This window comes from Delftia deserti, assembly GCF_042653485.1.
Taxonomy (GTDB): domain Bacteria; phylum Pseudomonadota; class Gammaproteobacteria; order Burkholderiales; family Burkholderiaceae_C; genus Comamonas; species Comamonas acidovorans.
Genome location: NZ_JBHSIH010000001.1, coordinates 2,501,525 through 2,516,107 on the forward strand (window position 1 = coordinate 2,501,525; position 14,583 = coordinate 2,516,107).

General features: G+C 67.6%; 15 protein-coding genes. 4 read left to right on the top strand and 11 right to left on the bottom strand.

The genetic code is table 11. The annotated features are described in order from the left end of the window. Nucleotides 1–28: 28 nt before the first annotated feature. The 7 genes from ACFPFG_RS12250 to ACFPFG_RS12280 form a co-directional block, all read right to left on the bottom strand. Nucleotides 29–1,024 carry a tripartite tricarboxylate transporter substrate binding protein gene (locus tag ACFPFG_RS12250; protein ID WP_099752293.1) on the bottom strand — a complete coding sequence of 332 codons (996 nt, stop codon included), beginning with the start codon at nt 1,022–1,024 and terminating at the stop codon, nt 29–31. 52 nt (nt 1,025–1,076) lie between these two features. Beyond that, nucleotides 1,077–2,033, bottom strand: coding sequence for a Bug family tripartite tricarboxylate transporter substrate binding protein (locus tag ACFPFG_RS12255; protein ID WP_259649185.1), 957 nt, complete (start codon nt 2,031–2,033; stop codon nt 1,077–1,079). A gap of 88 nt (nt 2,034–2,121) precedes the next feature. Continuing rightward, nucleotides 2,122–3,561, bottom strand: a complete 1,440-nt coding sequence (locus tag ACFPFG_RS12260) for an aldehyde dehydrogenase family protein (protein WP_380106759.1) — start codon at nt 3,559–3,561, stop codon at nt 2,122–2,124. A 229-nt stretch (nt 3,562–3,790) separates the two neighbouring features. Then, nucleotides 3,791–5,029 (bottom strand): dienelactone hydrolase family protein, encoded by a 1,239-nt coding sequence (locus ACFPFG_RS12265; RefSeq protein ID WP_183019147.1) that lies wholly within the window; start codon nt 5,027–5,029, stop codon nt 3,791–3,793. A gap of 59 nt (nt 5,030–5,088) precedes the next feature. Next, on the bottom strand, nt 5,089–5,616 hold the full coding sequence (locus tag ACFPFG_RS12270; protein ID WP_016449085.1) for a flavin reductase family protein: 528 nt from the start codon (nt 5,614–5,616) through the stop codon (nt 5,089–5,091). A gap of 14 nt (nt 5,617–5,630) precedes the next feature. Beyond that, nucleotides 5,631–6,938: a styrene monooxygenase/indole monooxygenase family protein gene (locus ACFPFG_RS12275; protein ID WP_380106762.1), complete on the bottom strand. Its 1,308-nt coding sequence runs from the start codon at nt 6,936–6,938 to the stop codon at nt 5,631–5,633. A gap of 36 nt (nt 6,939–6,974) precedes the next feature. Continuing rightward, the gene (locus ACFPFG_RS12280) at nt 6,975–7,766 is read right to left on the bottom strand and encodes an SDR family oxidoreductase (RefSeq protein ID WP_063327107.1); all 792 of its coding nucleotides are present in this window, start codon (nt 7,764–7,766) and stop codon (nt 6,975–6,977) included. A gap of 192 nt (nt 7,767–7,958) precedes the next feature. Between ACFPFG_RS12280 and ACFPFG_RS12285 the strand changes: the two genes are divergently transcribed. Next, complete coding sequence (locus ACFPFG_RS12285) at nt 7,959–8,966, top strand: AraC family transcriptional regulator (RefSeq protein WP_197957270.1); 1,008 nt, start codon at nt 7,959–7,961, stop codon at nt 8,964–8,966. 50 nt (nt 8,967–9,016) lie between these two features. On the opposite strand, the gene ACFPFG_RS12290 is transcribed toward ACFPFG_RS12285, so the two are convergent. From ACFPFG_RS12290 to ACFPFG_RS12305, 4 genes are all read right to left on the bottom strand, one after another. Beyond that, nucleotides 9,017–9,787 (bottom strand): SDR family oxidoreductase, encoded by a 771-nt coding sequence (locus ACFPFG_RS12290; RefSeq protein ID WP_183019143.1) that lies wholly within the window; start codon nt 9,785–9,787, stop codon nt 9,017–9,019. Nucleotides 9,788–9,925: 138 nt separating this feature from the next. After that, nucleotides 9,926–10,729 carry a 2-oxo-hept-4-ene-1,7-dioate hydratase gene (gene hpaH, locus ACFPFG_RS12295; RefSeq protein ID WP_026062081.1) on the bottom strand — a complete coding sequence of 268 codons (804 nt, stop codon included), beginning with the start codon at nt 10,727–10,729 and terminating at the stop codon, nt 9,926–9,928. 10 nt (nt 10,730–10,739) lie between these two features. Beyond that, the gene (locus tag ACFPFG_RS12300) at nt 10,740–11,426 is read right to left on the bottom strand and encodes a flavin reductase family protein (protein WP_380106765.1); all 687 of its coding nucleotides are present in this window, start codon (nt 11,424–11,426) and stop codon (nt 10,740–10,742) included. Nucleotides 11,427–11,465: 39 nt separating this feature from the next. Then, nucleotides 11,466–11,924 (bottom strand): VOC family protein, encoded by a 459-nt coding sequence (locus ACFPFG_RS12305; protein ID WP_046238848.1) that lies wholly within the window; start codon nt 11,922–11,924, stop codon nt 11,466–11,468. Between the two features lie 141 nt (nt 11,925–12,065). Here ACFPFG_RS12305 and ACFPFG_RS12310 point away from each other — a divergent pair, with 141 nt between their 5' ends. The 3 genes from ACFPFG_RS12310 to ACFPFG_RS12320 all read left to right on the top strand — a co-directional run bounded on the left by ACFPFG_RS12310 (nt 12,066) and on the right by ACFPFG_RS12320 (nt 14,572). Continuing rightward, nucleotides 12,066–12,638, top strand: a complete 573-nt coding sequence (locus ACFPFG_RS12310; RefSeq protein WP_183019139.1) for a MarR family winged helix-turn-helix transcriptional regulator — start codon at nt 12,066–12,068, stop codon at nt 12,636–12,638. Nucleotides 12,639–12,902: 264 nt separating this feature from the next. Continuing rightward, on the top strand, nt 12,903–13,718 hold the full coding sequence (locus ACFPFG_RS12315; protein ID WP_183019138.1) for a MetQ/NlpA family ABC transporter substrate-binding protein: 816 nt from the start codon (nt 12,903–12,905) through the stop codon (nt 13,716–13,718). Nucleotides 13,719–13,765: 47 nt separating this feature from the next. Further along, nucleotides 13,766–14,572, top strand: coding sequence for a MetQ/NlpA family ABC transporter substrate-binding protein (locus ACFPFG_RS12320; protein ID WP_016449092.1), 807 nt, complete (start codon nt 13,766–13,768; stop codon nt 14,570–14,572). The last annotated feature ends 11 nt before the right edge of the window (nt 14,573–14,583 follow it).

Below are 14,583 nucleotides of genomic sequence, written 5' to 3' on the forward strand. Positions count from 1 at the left end.
GGCCTTCGGGCAAGCGAAGGCCCATGGTTCATTCCTTGATGGTGGCGCCGTTCTTGATGAGATCGGTCCAGCGTTTGACTTCGGCGTGCACGAAGCGGTCGAACTCCGCGGGCGGCATGCCGCCGGGCTCGGCCGACATGCCGGCCAGCACGTCCTTCATGCCCTGCGTGGCCAGCGCCTGCACTATGCCCTGGTATATCCTATCCTTTACGGGCTGCGGCGTGCCCGCCGTGGTGGAGATGCTGTACCACGTGGTGGCTGCATAGCCGGGCAGACCGGATTCATCCAGGGTGGGCAGGTTGGGGAAAGAGGCCGTGCGCCTGGTCGTGGTGACGCCCAATGCCTTCACGTGGCCCCCGGAGATCTGCGCGGCGGCCGACCCGGCCGAATCGATGGCGAATTCGAGGCGAGCGCCGATCAGGTCGGTCATCATCGGTGCAGCACCTTTGTAGGGGACATGCACCGCATCGACCCTGGCCAGCGACTTCAGCAGTTCGGCCGACAGGTGCTGCGTGCTGCCGATGCCTGCCGAGCCATAGGAGACGGGCGCCTTGCGCTCCTTCATGTACTTGACGAGCTCGGCCACGTTCGACACGGGAAGGCTCTTGGGGACCAGCAACACGTTGGGAACAATGGCGACGTTGGTGATCGAGTCCAGGTTCCTGGTGAAGTCGTACGGAAGATTCTTGTACAGAGCAGGCGCCGCGGCATGACCCACGTTGGCGAGCAGCAGGGTGTAGCCATCGGGGTTTGCGCGCGCCACCAACGCTGCGCCGACGGTGCCACCCGCGCCGGGCCTGTTGTCCACGACGACGGCTTGCTTCCAGATGATCTGCAACTGGTTCGCCAACGCGCGCGCCACGATGTCCGTGGTACCTCCGGGCGTGAAAGGCGCCACCAGCGTGACCGGCTTGGCGGGCCAGTTCGCGTCGGGGGCATCGGCTGCGGCATGGGTGGCCAAGGTCAGCGCCATGGTGCCGGCGCAGATGTGGCGCAGCGATCGCGCGATGGATGAAAGGACCATGGTTTGTCTCCTGGTTTTGATGTTCTGTCGTAGGGCGTGCTGTGGGCCGGGCTCAGTCGAGCTGGACACCGAGGCTCTTGATGAGCGGCCGCCAGCGTTCGATGTCCGCGTGCAGCAGCCTGGTGGCACCTGCGGGGGTCTGGTGCACTTCGCTCGGGACTTCAATGCCTGAGCTGGCCAGGCGTGCAAGCACATCCTGATCTCGCAGTGCCGTGCGTGCCGCCTGGTTCAGGCGCGCGACGATCTCGGGCGGCGTGGCGGCAGGCAGCACCAGCATGTTCCAGATGTCGTAGTTCAGATGCGTGAACCGCGTGGACTCACCGGCGGCAGGCACATCCGGCAAGGCCTTGATGCGCGTGGGTCGCAACACGGCCACGCCCTTGACCTTGCCGGATTTCACGTAGGCGACGGAGGTGGTGGAGCTGTCGACCATGTAGTCGACATGCCCCGCCATCACATCGGTCAGCGCCTGGCCGGCACCCCGGTAATTGATTGCCTGGACGTTGACGCCCAGAGCGTTTTTGAGCAGCACGCCGCCGAGATACGAGCCGGAACCGACGCCGGCCGCCCCGAAGGTCACCTTGCCTTCCTGCGGCTTGATGAAGTCGTGCATGGCATCCAGGCCCGTGGCGGGAAAGTCCGGGCGCGCGGAGACGACCTGCGGTGCATCGCCGATGCCGCAGATGGCCACGAAGTCCTGGACCATGTCATACGGCAGCTTCTTGTAGAAAGAATGGCTGGCCGCCAGCGTGCCTATGTTGCCCGCGAGAATCGTGTAGCCGTCCGGCTTGGCGCGCGCAACGCGGGCATTGCCGACCGTGCCACCGGCTCCGGGGAAGTTCTCCACCACCATGGGCTGGCCCAGCTCGCGCGCCATGCGCTCGACGATCACGCGCGTGAGCACGTCCGTGGGGCCGCCAGCCGCGAAGGGGACGACGACGGAGATGGGTTTTTCGGGAAAGCCTGCAGCGTTCACGGCAAACGCGGGAAGCGCCATGAGTGCGGCCATGCAAGCACGGCGTGTCAATGAAGAATGCTTTTTTGTTTTCATGGCATCGTTGGATCGTGGGGCGAAGGCAGGGGATCGGCGCTGCAGCTCAGGGGTTGAAGACCACCAGGCGTTCTTCGGTCATTTCACGCATCGCATGCCATGGCCCCTCCTTGCCGAAGCCGCTGTCCTTCACCCCGCCGAAGGGCATGACATCGGAGCGCGCGCTCGAGGTTTCGTTGATCTGCACCGTGCCGAAGCGCAGCTTTTGCGTGGCGAGAAAGGCTTTGTTGATATTCGTGGTGAACACGCCTGCAGACAGGCCGTAGGGCGTGGAGTTGGCTCCGGCGAGGGCTTCGTCAAGATGATCGAAGGGCTCCAGCGACAGCAGCGGCGCGAAGGCCTCCATGCACCAGGCACTGGTGTGCGCCGCACCGCGAATCAGCACGGCGGGCTGGATCACCGAGCCTTCACGCTGGCCGCCGCACAGCAGCTGCGCACCGGCGGCCACGGCTTCCTGGATCCACTGCTCTGCACGCTGTGCGGCAGCCTCATTGATCAGCGGGCCCACACGGGTTGCGGCATCCCGTGGATTGCCGGCAGGAAAGGCGCCGGCCGCGTCCTTGAGTCGCTGCGCCACGGTGTCGAAGACGGGACGCTCCACATACAGGCGCTGAACGGACGTGCACACCTGCCCTGCCTTGCGAAAGGCAGCGTTGACCAATTTCGGAATGGCCTTGTCCAGATCCGCATCGGCGCAGACGATAGTGCTGGCGATGCTGCCCAGCTCCATTTGCGTGCGGCGCAGTCCCGCAGCCTGCTGGATGATGCGGCCCACGCGGGTGCTGCCCGTGAAGGTATAGAAGGCCACTTCGGGCGCGGCCAGCAAGGCGCTGCCGACGGTATCTCCACAGCCCTGGAGCATGGCCAGGAAATCGACGGGCATGCCGGCATCCAGCAGCACCTGTGCAAGCAGTGCCGACGTCAGCGGCGTGTATTCCGATGGCTTGAGGAGCACGGCATTGCCCGCACCAAACGCCGGAGCCACCTTGTGCAGCACGGTATTCAGCGGCGAGTTGAACGGCGTGATCGCCGCCACGATGCCTATAGGATGGCGCACGGTGTAGCCCAGACGCTGGTGAGCGCCGGGGCTGGCGGCGAACGGAACCATCTCACCCACGATGCGGGTGCATTCTTCGGCGGTCAGCCCCAGGGTGATGATGGCCCGGTCGACTTCCCCTGCGGCATCGGGCTGGGTGAAACCCGCTTCCGCCACCATCACATCGACAAACGCGGTACGGCGTTCTGCCAGCAGCGTGGCGGCGCGACGCAGGATGGCCGCACGTTCGGCAGGCGGCGGTGCCCCCCGCTCCATGGCCTGTTGCGCGATCTGTACGGCCTGAGTCACCTGCGCGCTGGTGGCGGCGCTGACCAGGGCGATCTGCTCACCTGAATACTTGTCGATCACTGGCAGCGGCACTTCACCTTTGCGCCATTGTCCGTTGATCAAATTCCCGCACATTTCCGATGGAATGTGAAACGTTTCCATCGATAAACTCATATTTTTCATTGAAATACTTGCTCCGCATCTAATTTTTGAATCGTTTCATTGTAACGTTTCAAATATCAGGAGCATCAGGGCAAACACGGGGGTCGCACGGCGTGGAACGAGATGGCCGGCGCTCCGGGCGATGCAGTCCTGCCCATTGCCCGGGGGAGCCGAAGCCCTGTGCAGGCCCCGGCAAGAACGCATGGCGGGCCATGCGCCCGCGTTGCGCTCAGCGCTTGTTGAGCAGCTCGTTGGAGGGCAGTGTCTCGTCCAGCAGCTTGCGCGCCGTCTCCACGCCGGCCACGGGCAGCAGCGCCGGGTCCAGCAGGCCCACCTGCACCAGCACGCTGGCCTGGTCCCAGTAGATGTGCTCGTGGTAGAGCTTGTCGCCACGGAACTTGACCACGGCCAGCAGCGGGATCTCCACGCGCCGCCCCGTGGGCCGCACGCCGGGCAGCATCCACGGGATCTCGGTGGTGTGCGTGAAGCAGAACAGCATCTCGTCCACCACCTGCGAGGCACCCACCGTGCGTGAAATCGGCGTCAGCGACGTATCGGGCGGATTGCTGTTGACGAAGTGGTTCGTGTAGAAGGCGTGCAGGTTGCTGAAGCCCACGCCGCCGGTCATGGTGGGGATGTGGTTCACATAGGGCTCGGCCACCATGGTGGCCATGGTGTCGTCCACGTTGCGCGTGGCGAACTCGTACTCGCAGTGCTTGTCCCACAGCGCGGCCAGGTCGAAATGCGGGCCGATGGCGGACTTGAGCGTGGCAATGCTGCGCTCGTGCGCCATCAGGGCCGAGGCGCGGTGGAAATGGTCGCCGCCCTTGCGCGCGAAGGCATGGTCCACGCCAGGGTAGACGTGCACGGCCACGCCGGGACGCCCGCCCAGCGCCTGGACGATGCGCTGGCGCGCCTCGGGCGGGCAGAAGGCGTCGAGCTCGGCCACGTGCAGGGTGAGCGGGCAGCGGATGCGCTCGGCCTCGTCCAGCGCCGCCTCGATGCCCACGCCGTAGTAGCCGACCACCGCATCGGCATCGGTGCGGCAGGCGGCCAGGTAGGCCAGCTTGCCGCCCAGGCAAAAGCCCAGCACGCCGGCCTTGCCGTCCGTGACATCGGGGCGCTGGCGCAGGGCGTTCAGGCAGGCCTGGATGTCCTGCACGCCCAGGGCCTCGTCGAATCCCTTGTAGAAGCCGAAGGCGCGCTCCCAGTCCGCCGGCGTGTAGCCCAGCTCCACATCGGGCTGCTGGCGCCAGAACAGGTCGGGCACCAGCACCACGTAGCCTTCTTCGGCGTAGTAGTCGGCCACCTCGCGCATGGTGGCGTTGACGCCGAAGATCTCCTGCGCCAGCACCAGGCCGGGGCCGCTGCCCGAGGCCGGCACGGCCAGGTAGGCGTTGAAGCTGCCGCTGCCGTCCAGCGCGTTGATGCGCACATGGCGGCTTGCCGGGGGTTCTTTCTGCTGCATGGGGTTGTCTCCGTTTCAAAGGGTGGGGAAAGCTGCGGTGCCGCTTTTTTCATGGCCCGTCATACGCATTCGGGGTGCCGCACCGTCACCTGATAGTAGCCCGCGTGAAAGGCCAGGGGCTCGCCGTCGAAGCGTTCGCAGCGCTCGACCTGGCCGATGAAGATGAGGTGGTCGCCGCCATCGTATTGCCGGACGTTGCGGCAGACGAAGCGGGCCAGCACGCCATCGATCAGGGGCACGCCGGCCGGGCCTTCCGCGCAGTCCAGGCCGACGAACTTGTCTTGCTGCGGCGTGGAAAAGCGCCGCGACAGAAGGTGCTGGCCCGCAGCCAGCACATGGATGGCGAAGTGGCTGGCGCCCTGGAAATCGCAGACGCTGGGCGCCTGGCGCGCCAGGCTCCACAGCACCAGCGGCGGGTCCAGCGACACAGAGGAGAACGAGTTGGCCGTCATGCCCACGCGCCGCCCGTCCGGCGCGCGCGTGGTGATGACGGTCACGCCGGTGGTGAACTGGCCGAAGGCCTTGCGCAGCTCGCGCGGATCGAAGGAGCAGGCCGTGGCGGCGGCCGGGGTGTCGCATGTGCTCATGGCGGCCTCTGCGGCTAGGCGGGGACGGCTGCCATGGCGGCGATGGCCGCGCAGCTGTCGATGTAGTGGTCTGCCTCGCCCGCGTCCGCGAACCAGGGGAAGAAGGTGCGCGGGTCGTCGAAGCCGTTGGCAAAGGCGCTGGCCAGCGGCGCCAGCGTGCCCGCGCTGGCCAGCAGCTTGAGCACATGGGGCGGCGGTGGCGCCAGCAGCATGTTGGTCCACTGCGTGACCCATTGCGCGTAGCCGAACCAGTAGCGGTCGAAGGTCTGCTGCATCCAGGCGGCGTCGAAGGCACCATTGCAGTCACCATTGCCGTCACCATTGCCGTCGCCATTGCTGCGCGCCAGGATGCTGCGCAGATAGGTGTCGGCGCACTTGGCCGCGTTGTTGGAGCCCTGGCCCGTGATGGGGTCGTTGAGCACCACCACGTCGCCCATGCCCAGCACCTTGCGCCCGGAAGGCAGGGTGGCCACGGGCTTGCGCACCGTGGGCGCGAAGCGGCCCGCGAGGATGCCGTTGTCATCGGTCAGCGCAATGTCGCGGCAGCGTTCGGCCTCCCAGGGCACGAAGGTGTCGAGTATCCAGCGGCTGCGCTCCAGGTGCTGACCGGGCGTCTTCACATCGCCCCAGCAGTCCATGGGGCCGCCGGGCACGCCCTCGAACACCATGATCTCGCAGGGCCCCGTGGTCGTCAGCGCCGGGAACACGAAATACTCGCCCACGCCCGGCAGCAGGTTGAAGGACACGGCGGAGAACGGCTCGCGCGGCTTCATGCCCGTCACATAGGTCAGCGCCAGCGCGCGCTGGGGCTGGTCGAAGCGCGAGCGGTGGGCATCGCGTTCGAACAGCCTCGATATCTCGCCCTTGCCGCTGGCCACCAGGGTCAGGTCATGGCTGCGCGCGCAGTCCTCCAGTTCGGCGATGCCCGCGTCCTTGAGCACCAGCTCGCCGCCCTGGCGGCGGAAGTCGTCCATCCATGCGGGGATCTTCAGGCGCTGGTCCACGGACTGCGCGCCCGCGTTCAGCCGCGCGGCCCAGTCGATGGCCTTGCCGACCGCTTTCTCGCCGTGCTGCGCCGGATGCGGCACGCACAGGCCTATGCCCTCGACCACCGGGCATTCGCGCGACCAGTGGTCCAGGCCCAGGCCGCGCTCTATCTGCAGCGCGCTGTCGAACATGCACTGGCTGGACATGACCCTGCCCTGGGCGATGTCCTGCGCCGTGCGGTTGCTCAGTATCGTGACCTGATGGCCCGCGGCCAGCAGGCCCAGGCCCAGTTGCAGGCCCGACTGGCCGGCACCGACGATGGCGATTTTCTTCATGGCTGTCTCCTTGCGGCTCCGTGTCCGTACTGCGTACTAGTCCATCAATTGGGGAATGGCGGCCACGGCCCGCTCGGGTCCCATGGCGCCGTAGCCGCCGTCCACCGCGTAGTCGGCCCCGGTCACGAAGCTGGCATGGTCCGAACACAGGAACAGCACCACCTGGGCCACCTCGTGCGGATCGCCCACGCGGCCCAGCAGGTGAAAGGGCGCGGCCACGCGGTCGGTCTTGGCGCGGTCGCCGCCACTGAGCCGGTCCATCACCGCCGACCAGGTCCAGCCCGGGCAGACGCTGTTGACGCGGATGCCATCGGCCGCCAGGTCCATGGCCATGCTGCGCGTGAGCTGCTTCATGGCCGCCTTGCTGGCCGGGTAGAGCCAGCGCCCGGTCTGCGCGGCCTCGGACGAGATGCTGGTGAAGTTCACCACGGCCCCGCCACCGGCAGCCACCATGTGCGGGTGCACGGCCTGCAGCATGGCCACGGCGCTGGCCACGTTCACGTTGAACGAGGCCAGCCAGTCCGCGCGCGGCGACTGCAGGCCCTCATCCACATAGGAGCAGGCCAGGTTGACCAGGATGTGCACGCCGCCGTGCCGGCTGCACGCCTGCTGCACGCAGGCGGCGACCTGCGCGTCGTCGGTGATGTCGGTGCGCACGAAATGCGCGCCCTCGCCCAGCGCATCGGCCAGCACCTGGCCGTTGTCGGCATCGATGTCGGCAATGACCACCTTCACGCCGGCCGCGTGCAGCGCACGCACCACGCCGGCGCCTATCAGGGTGGAGCCGCCGGTGACGATGGCGCTTTTGCCTTCGAGTCCCTTGAACATGACGCTTGTTCTCCCGTGTGGATGCCAGGCCGGGCTGGCCTGTGCAGCACACGTTACGGGGGGCCGGGCCGCGCAGGCATCCGGCAAGCGCAGGCACTGTCCCTGGCGCGCAGAAATTGGCTCCCGGGGAATGGTCCGAATTGTGGGAGCGGGTGGTTTTTGCTACGTTCTGCCCAGCCTATGGAACACGCCATGCACACACCGCTGCCGCTGCAGCGCTACCGGCTTTTCGAGAGCCACGACATGGACGAGGCCCGCGAAAGCGTGGCGCGCGTCTTCTGTCCGCATGGCCTGGGCATGCTGCGCCCGCGCGCGGAGCTGGACGCCTGCCACCACAGCGCGCCGCTTTCCCGCAACGTCAGCCTGAACTATGTGCAGTACGGCCCCGGCGTGCACATCGAGCCCGGCTACCTGCGGGACTTCTTCCTGCTGCAGATTCCCCTGCGCGGCAGTGCCGAGATCCGCTGCGGCGCGCAGCAGGTGGATGCCACGCCGCGCCTGGCCTCCCTGCCCTCGCCGACCGAGCCGCTGTCCATGCGCTGGGCCGACGACAGCCCGCACCTGATCGTGCGCCTGGCGCGCCCGGCCCTGGTGGCGCGGCTGGAGGCGCTGCTGCAGGCGCCCGCAGGCCGGCCCCTGGTGTTCGATCTGGGCGTGCCGCTGGACCAGCCGGCGCTGGCACCGCTGGTGCATTTCATCGACTGCCTGCGGCACACGCTGGATGCGGGCAACGCCCTGCAGGCCACGCAGGCGCTGGCCCGGCATGCGGAGGAATACCTGCTGACCAGCCTGCTGATGTCGGCCACGCACAGCCACAGCCGCGCACTGGCCGGGGATAGCCGGCGCAGCCTGCTGCCGCGCGGCGTGCGCAAGGCCCAGGAGTACATGCAGGCCCATGCGGAGCAGCCCCTGTCGCTGGCCGATGTCTGCCGCGAGGCCGGCTGCAGCGCGCGCACGCTGCAGGCCGCCTTCCGCCAGCACGCAGGCATGGGGCCCATGGATTTCCTGCGCCAGCTGCGGCTGGACCGGGTGCGCGCCGAACTCCAGGCAGCCCAGGGCCCGGGCGTCGCAGCCGGATCCGGCGTGCGCGACGTGGCGCAGAAGTACGGCTTCCTGCACCTGGGCCACTTCGCGGCCCAGTACCGCAGCCGCTTCGGCGAGCTCCCGTCCGAGACGGCGAGCCGCCGCGTGCAGGGCTGAGGGCCTGAGGGCCCGAGGGCGTGCAGGCCTGAAGACCTGCCCCTGCCGGTTCAGCCCCGGCCCACGAAGGGCATCTTGGTGGCCATCACCGTGTGGAACAGCACGTTGGCCTCCAGCGGCAGGCTGGCCATGTAGAGCACGGACTGGCCCACCACATCCGCGTCGATCAGCGGCTCCACCGCGATCTCGCCATTGGCCTGGGGCACGCCCTGGGCCATGCGCGATGCCAGCTCGGTCATGGCATTGCCGATATCGATCTGGCCCACGGCGATGTCGTAGGCGCGGCCGTCGAGCGCAGCCGTCTTGGTCAGGCCCATGACGGCATGCTTGGTGGCCGTGTAGGCACTGGAATTGGGGCGCGGCGCATGCGCGGAGATGGAGCCGTTGTTGATGATGCGGCCGCCGCGCGGCGACTGGTCGCGCATGGTGCGGAAGGCCTGCTGCAGGCAATAGAACATGCCGTTGAGGTTGACATCGACCACCTCGCGCCACTGCTCGGGCGTCCAGTCCAGGAAGGAGCCGGGCGGATTGCCCCGGCCCGCGTTGTTGAACAGCAGGTCCACGCGACCGAAGCGCTGCACCGTGCGCGCGAACAGCTGCTCCACCGCAGCCGGGTCGCTGACATCGGTGGCAATGCCCAGCATGCGCTCGCCTGCGCCGTACTTTGCCTGGGCCTCGGCGCAGGTCTCGTCCAGCGGCGCCTGGCGGCGTCCCGCCACCACCACCTGGTAGCCCGCGCCCGCCAGGGCCAGCGCCACGGCCTTGCCCACGCCGGTTCCTCCGCCCGTGACCACGGCCGTCTTTGCGTTCTTCATCTCCATTGCTTGTCCATCCTGTAGTGCATGTATTGCAGCCGCCGCCCGCGCACCGGTGGCGGGCGGCGCCGCTGCATTGTCGGCGACGCGCCGGGCCCGCGGACTGTGCCGCAGGCGACACCATCGCCGCACTGCGGACGAAGCTCAGGCAAAGCGCCAGGCAATGGAGCCCAGCGGCCCGTAGTCCACATGGAAGCTGTCGCCAGCCTGGGCCGTGACGGGCCGCGTGAACGAGCCGGCCAGCACCACCTGGCCTGCGTCCAGCTGCTCATCCCATTGCGCGAGCCGGTTGGCCAGCCAGGCCACGCCCGTGGCCGGATGGTTGAGCACGGCGGCCGCCACGCCGGACTCCTCGATCACGCCGTTGCGCTGCAGCAGCGCCGACACCCAGCGCAGATCCACCGCGTCGGGGCGCACGGGCCGCCCGCCCATGACGATGCCGGCATTGGCCGCGTTGTCGGCGATGGTGTCGCGCACCGTGCGCATGGCCTGGGTATCGCGGTCCTTTTGCTCGATGCGGGCGTCGATGATTTCCACGGCGGGCACCACCCAGTCGGTGGCGGCCAGCACATCGCACAGGGTGACGCCCGGCCCCTTGAGCGTGCGGCCCAGCACGAAGGCCAGTTCCACCTCCACGCGCGGAGCGATGAAGCGCGCAAAGGGAATGTCGCCGCCGGGCTCGAAGAACATGTCGTCCAGCAGGGTGCCGTAGTCGGGCTCGGTGATCTGCACGGCCTGCTGCATGGCACGCGAGGTCAGGCCGATCTTGTGGCCCCTGACCGTGCGGCCCTCGGCGCGCTTGAGCCGCATCCAGGCGCGCGAGATGGCGTACCCGTCCTGCACCGTCATGTCCGGATGGCGGCGGGAAAAGTGCCGGACCTGCACCCGGCTTTTTTCGCTGGCGTGCAGCTCGGCCGCCAGGCTGTCTATGGTGTGTTGCGCAAGCATGGGCGGCCCTTCAGCGCGCGGCGGGGCCATCGTCGGCCCAGGCCAGGTAGCCGTCGGACACGCCCTGGCGCTGCATGGCATCCCACTGCGCCACCGAGGGCGTGGGCATCTGGAAGGCATCGCCCACGCGGCCATACCAGCCGGGGTTCTGCAGCCGCGCGATCAGCTCCATGGGCGCGGGGTCGAAGTACATGAGCTCGCCATCGACCACGGCCGCATCCATGACATGGGCGGCCAGCACGTCGGCCAGCACCAGGCTGCGCACGCCGTCGATGTCGATGAGCTGGCGCACGCGGCACTCGAATGATGCAGGGCTGTCCACGATGCGCGGGGCCTTCACCCGCCGTGCATCGCCCAGGACCAGGCCGGCCTGGGCCGACTCGTCCACCTGCGGGCCGAACTCTATGGCCGTCACCGCCATGCGGCGCGCCAGCGGCTCGGACACCAGGTTCACCACGAACTCGCCCGTGGCCGCGATGTTGCGCGCCGTGTCCTTGAGCACGCCCTGGCGCGAGCCAATGCACACGCACAGCAGCGGCGGATCACCCGACATGGCGTTGAAGAAGGAAAACGGCGCGACGTTGACCGTGCCGTCCCCGTCCACCGAGCTGATCCAGGCGATGGGACGGGGCAGAACCAGGGAGTGCAGGATGTTGCTGCGCTGCTCGCTGTTGAGCGATTGCATTTCAAAGTACATGGGAATCCGGATGGGAAGGGAAAAAGGGAGGGCGTCGCGTCACTCGTTGCCGGCGCGCGCCGCGTCCTGCTCGGCCTGGGCGATGCCCGGGGCGCGCGCATTGGACTGGTGCAGTTCCACCAGGTTGCCGGCCGGGTCGCGCAGGAACAGCTGCTTGAGGCTGGGCGATGCCACGTTGTCCAGCGTGAAGTAATCGACGCCGCGCGCCAGCAGTTCCTGCTCGGCGCCGAGGATGTCGTCCACGGCCAGCGCGATGTGGTTGGACACGGGGTCCCTGCCCGGGCCCTGCGCATAACGCGACGGCCCCTCGCTGCCGAGGATGTGCAACTGGCTGCCGTTGGGCAGGTTGATCCAGGAGCCATAGATGCCGGGGATCTTCCAGCGCGCGGCGTCCTGGGGCAGGTTCAGCACTTCGCGGTAGAAGTCGAGCATGGCGTCGGCCTGGGCGTGGTTGACGCCGAATCCGACATGGTGGAGTTCCAGAACTTTGATGGGCATGGGATGTCCTTGCAGATTTGTGTGCCGCCAAATAATACGCTTAACGTACTATACACAAAGCGTAATATATGAAAGCCGTAAAATCAACCGCCCTTTCTTCTCCCGGCTTCAATCCGGTTTCACCCGCTTTCATCCACTCCCATGAGTCCGCGCAAGACCGCTGCCGCACCGGCCCCCGATTCCACCCCCCTCGCCAACGCCCCCGATGCGCTGCGCCCGCACCTGGCCCTGATGGCCGAAACCGCGCAGCCCGGCACCGACACGCCGGCCGCCGGCCTGGGCCTGCTGCTGCTGTGGCTGGCCGACGATGTGGAGCAGCGCGCCAACGCATCGCTGCAGGCGTTCGGCCTGTCCGAGAGCAAGCTCGACGTACTCATGATCTTCGCCCTGGCCGAGCGCGGGCTGCTGGGCGACACGGTGGTCACGCCCTCCTATATCGCCAGCTACGTCGGCGTGACGCGCTCGTCGGTGACGGGCCTGCTGGACTGGCTGGAAAAGCGCTCGCTGCTGGCGCGCAGCCTCAGCCAGGAAGACCGCCGCAGCTTCGACCTGGCGCTCACCGACCAGGGCCGCGAGGTGCTGGCCCGCGCGCTGCCGGCCTTCTGGCGCATGTGCGAATCCCTGGTCGACTATCTGGACGATGGCGAGCGCGCCAGCCTGCAGGCCATCCTCTTCAAGGCCTGGACGAGGATGAAGGCCCAGCACAGCGCCTGAGCCTGCGCGCACGGCCGGGCACGCCGGTTGCTGCAAGCCTGCGCAGCTGGCGCCGCGCCATATTTCTCGCGGGCATAAGCTCAATCCTTTCCGCGCAGAATGTCCTTGTCGATCAACTACTTGCGGCATGCATGAGTCGCCATAAGGAAATGTGAATTCCGTCGTGGTGCCCGCCGGGACCGGGTGTTGCAATGCCTTCAGCAGCCATGCCGGCAGGCGCCATGTGGGCGCCGCCGGGCAGGCTTCTCCTGAAGGAACCACGCCATGCCCACGCGCAGAAACACATTGCTCTGGTCGCTTGCCGCCACGCTGGCGCTGCCCGGCCTTGCGGCCGCCGCCGCGCTGAAGATAGGCGTCACGCCCGGCTCGCTGGCCGACTCCGTGGAAGTCGCCGCCAAGGAGGCGCGCGCCCAGGGGCTGGACGTGCAAGTCATCGAGTTCACCGACTGGACCACGCCCAACACGGCGCTGGCGGCCGGCGACATCGACCTCAACTACTTCCAGCACCAGGCCTTCCTGGACAACGCCATCCGCGAGCGCGGCTATGCCTTCGCCAGCGTGGCCACGGGCCTGCTGCCCAACATCGGCCTGTACTCGCTCAAGACACAGCGCTTTGCCGACCTGAAGGAGGGAGCGCGCGTCGGCGTGGCCAACGACCCCGTCAACCAGGGGCGCGGCCTGCTGCTGCTGGAGAAGGCCGGCCTGATCCAGCTGCGCGAAGGCAAGGGCCCGCGCGCGGGGCTGGACGACATCGTGTCCAACCCGCGCAAGCTGCGCTTTGTCGAGATCGAAGGGCCGCAGCTGGTGCGCGCGCTGGACGATGTGGACCTGGCCCAGGGCTACCCGGCCCACTTCGTCAACGCCGGGCGACCGCAGGTGGCCGGCAATGCGCTGCTGTATTCGGGCATTGACGACCTGTACTACGCCATCCGCTTCGTCTCGCGCCAGGACAACGCCCGGGACCCGCGCATTGCGCAGTTCGTGCGCATCTACCAGACCTCGGGCGCCGTGCAGGCGCAGATCCACAAGTCCTTCGCCGCCAACGACAGGCTGTACAGCCTGCCGTGGCGCAAGCCGTGACGCGGCCCCTTCCTGCCTTTTCGAACCCTTTTTTTCCGGAGATCCCGATGAAGCTTTCCCGTGCCCTGATCGCCCCGCTGGCCGCCCTGGCCCTGTTCTCCGCCCACGCTGCCGACAAGCTGCGCATCGGCGTGGTGCCCGGCGCCTACGCCGACTCCGTGGCCGTGGCCGCCAGGGAGGCCAAGGCCCAGGGCATCGATGTGCAGGTGGTGGAGTTCACCGACTGGACCACGCCCAACGTGGCCGTGGACTCGGGCGACCTGGACATCAACTACTTCCAGCACCAGCCCTTCCTGGACAACGCCATCCAGAAGAACGGCTACAAGCTGGCCAGCGCGGGCACGGGCATCCTGGCCAACGTGGGCCTGTACTCGCTCAAGCACAAGGCCATCGCCCAGGTGCCGCAGGGCGGCAAGGTGGGCATTGCCAACGACCCCGTGAACCAGGGGCGCGGCCTGCTCTTGCTGCAGAAGGTGGGGCTGATCAAGCTCAAGCCCGGCGTGGGCTACCTGGGCAGCCTGGACGACATCGTCGAGAACCCCAAGAAGCTCAGCTTCGTCGAGGTCGAGGGGCCGCAACTGGTGCGCATCACGGGCGACGTGGACATCGCCCAGGGCTACCCGCACTTCATCGTGGCGGCCAAGGCCTTCGATCCGTCCAGCGGGCTTGCATATTCGGGTATCGAGGACGCGCGCTTTTCCATCCAGTTCGTGGTCAAGGCCAACCGCACGCAGGACCCCGTGGTGCAGAAGTTCATCCGCATCTACCAGAACTCCGATGCGGTGAAGGCCGAGGCCCAGCGCGCCTTCTCCAACGACAAGCGCCTTTACAACCTGGCCTGGGTCAAGCCCTGAGCGGCACGGGG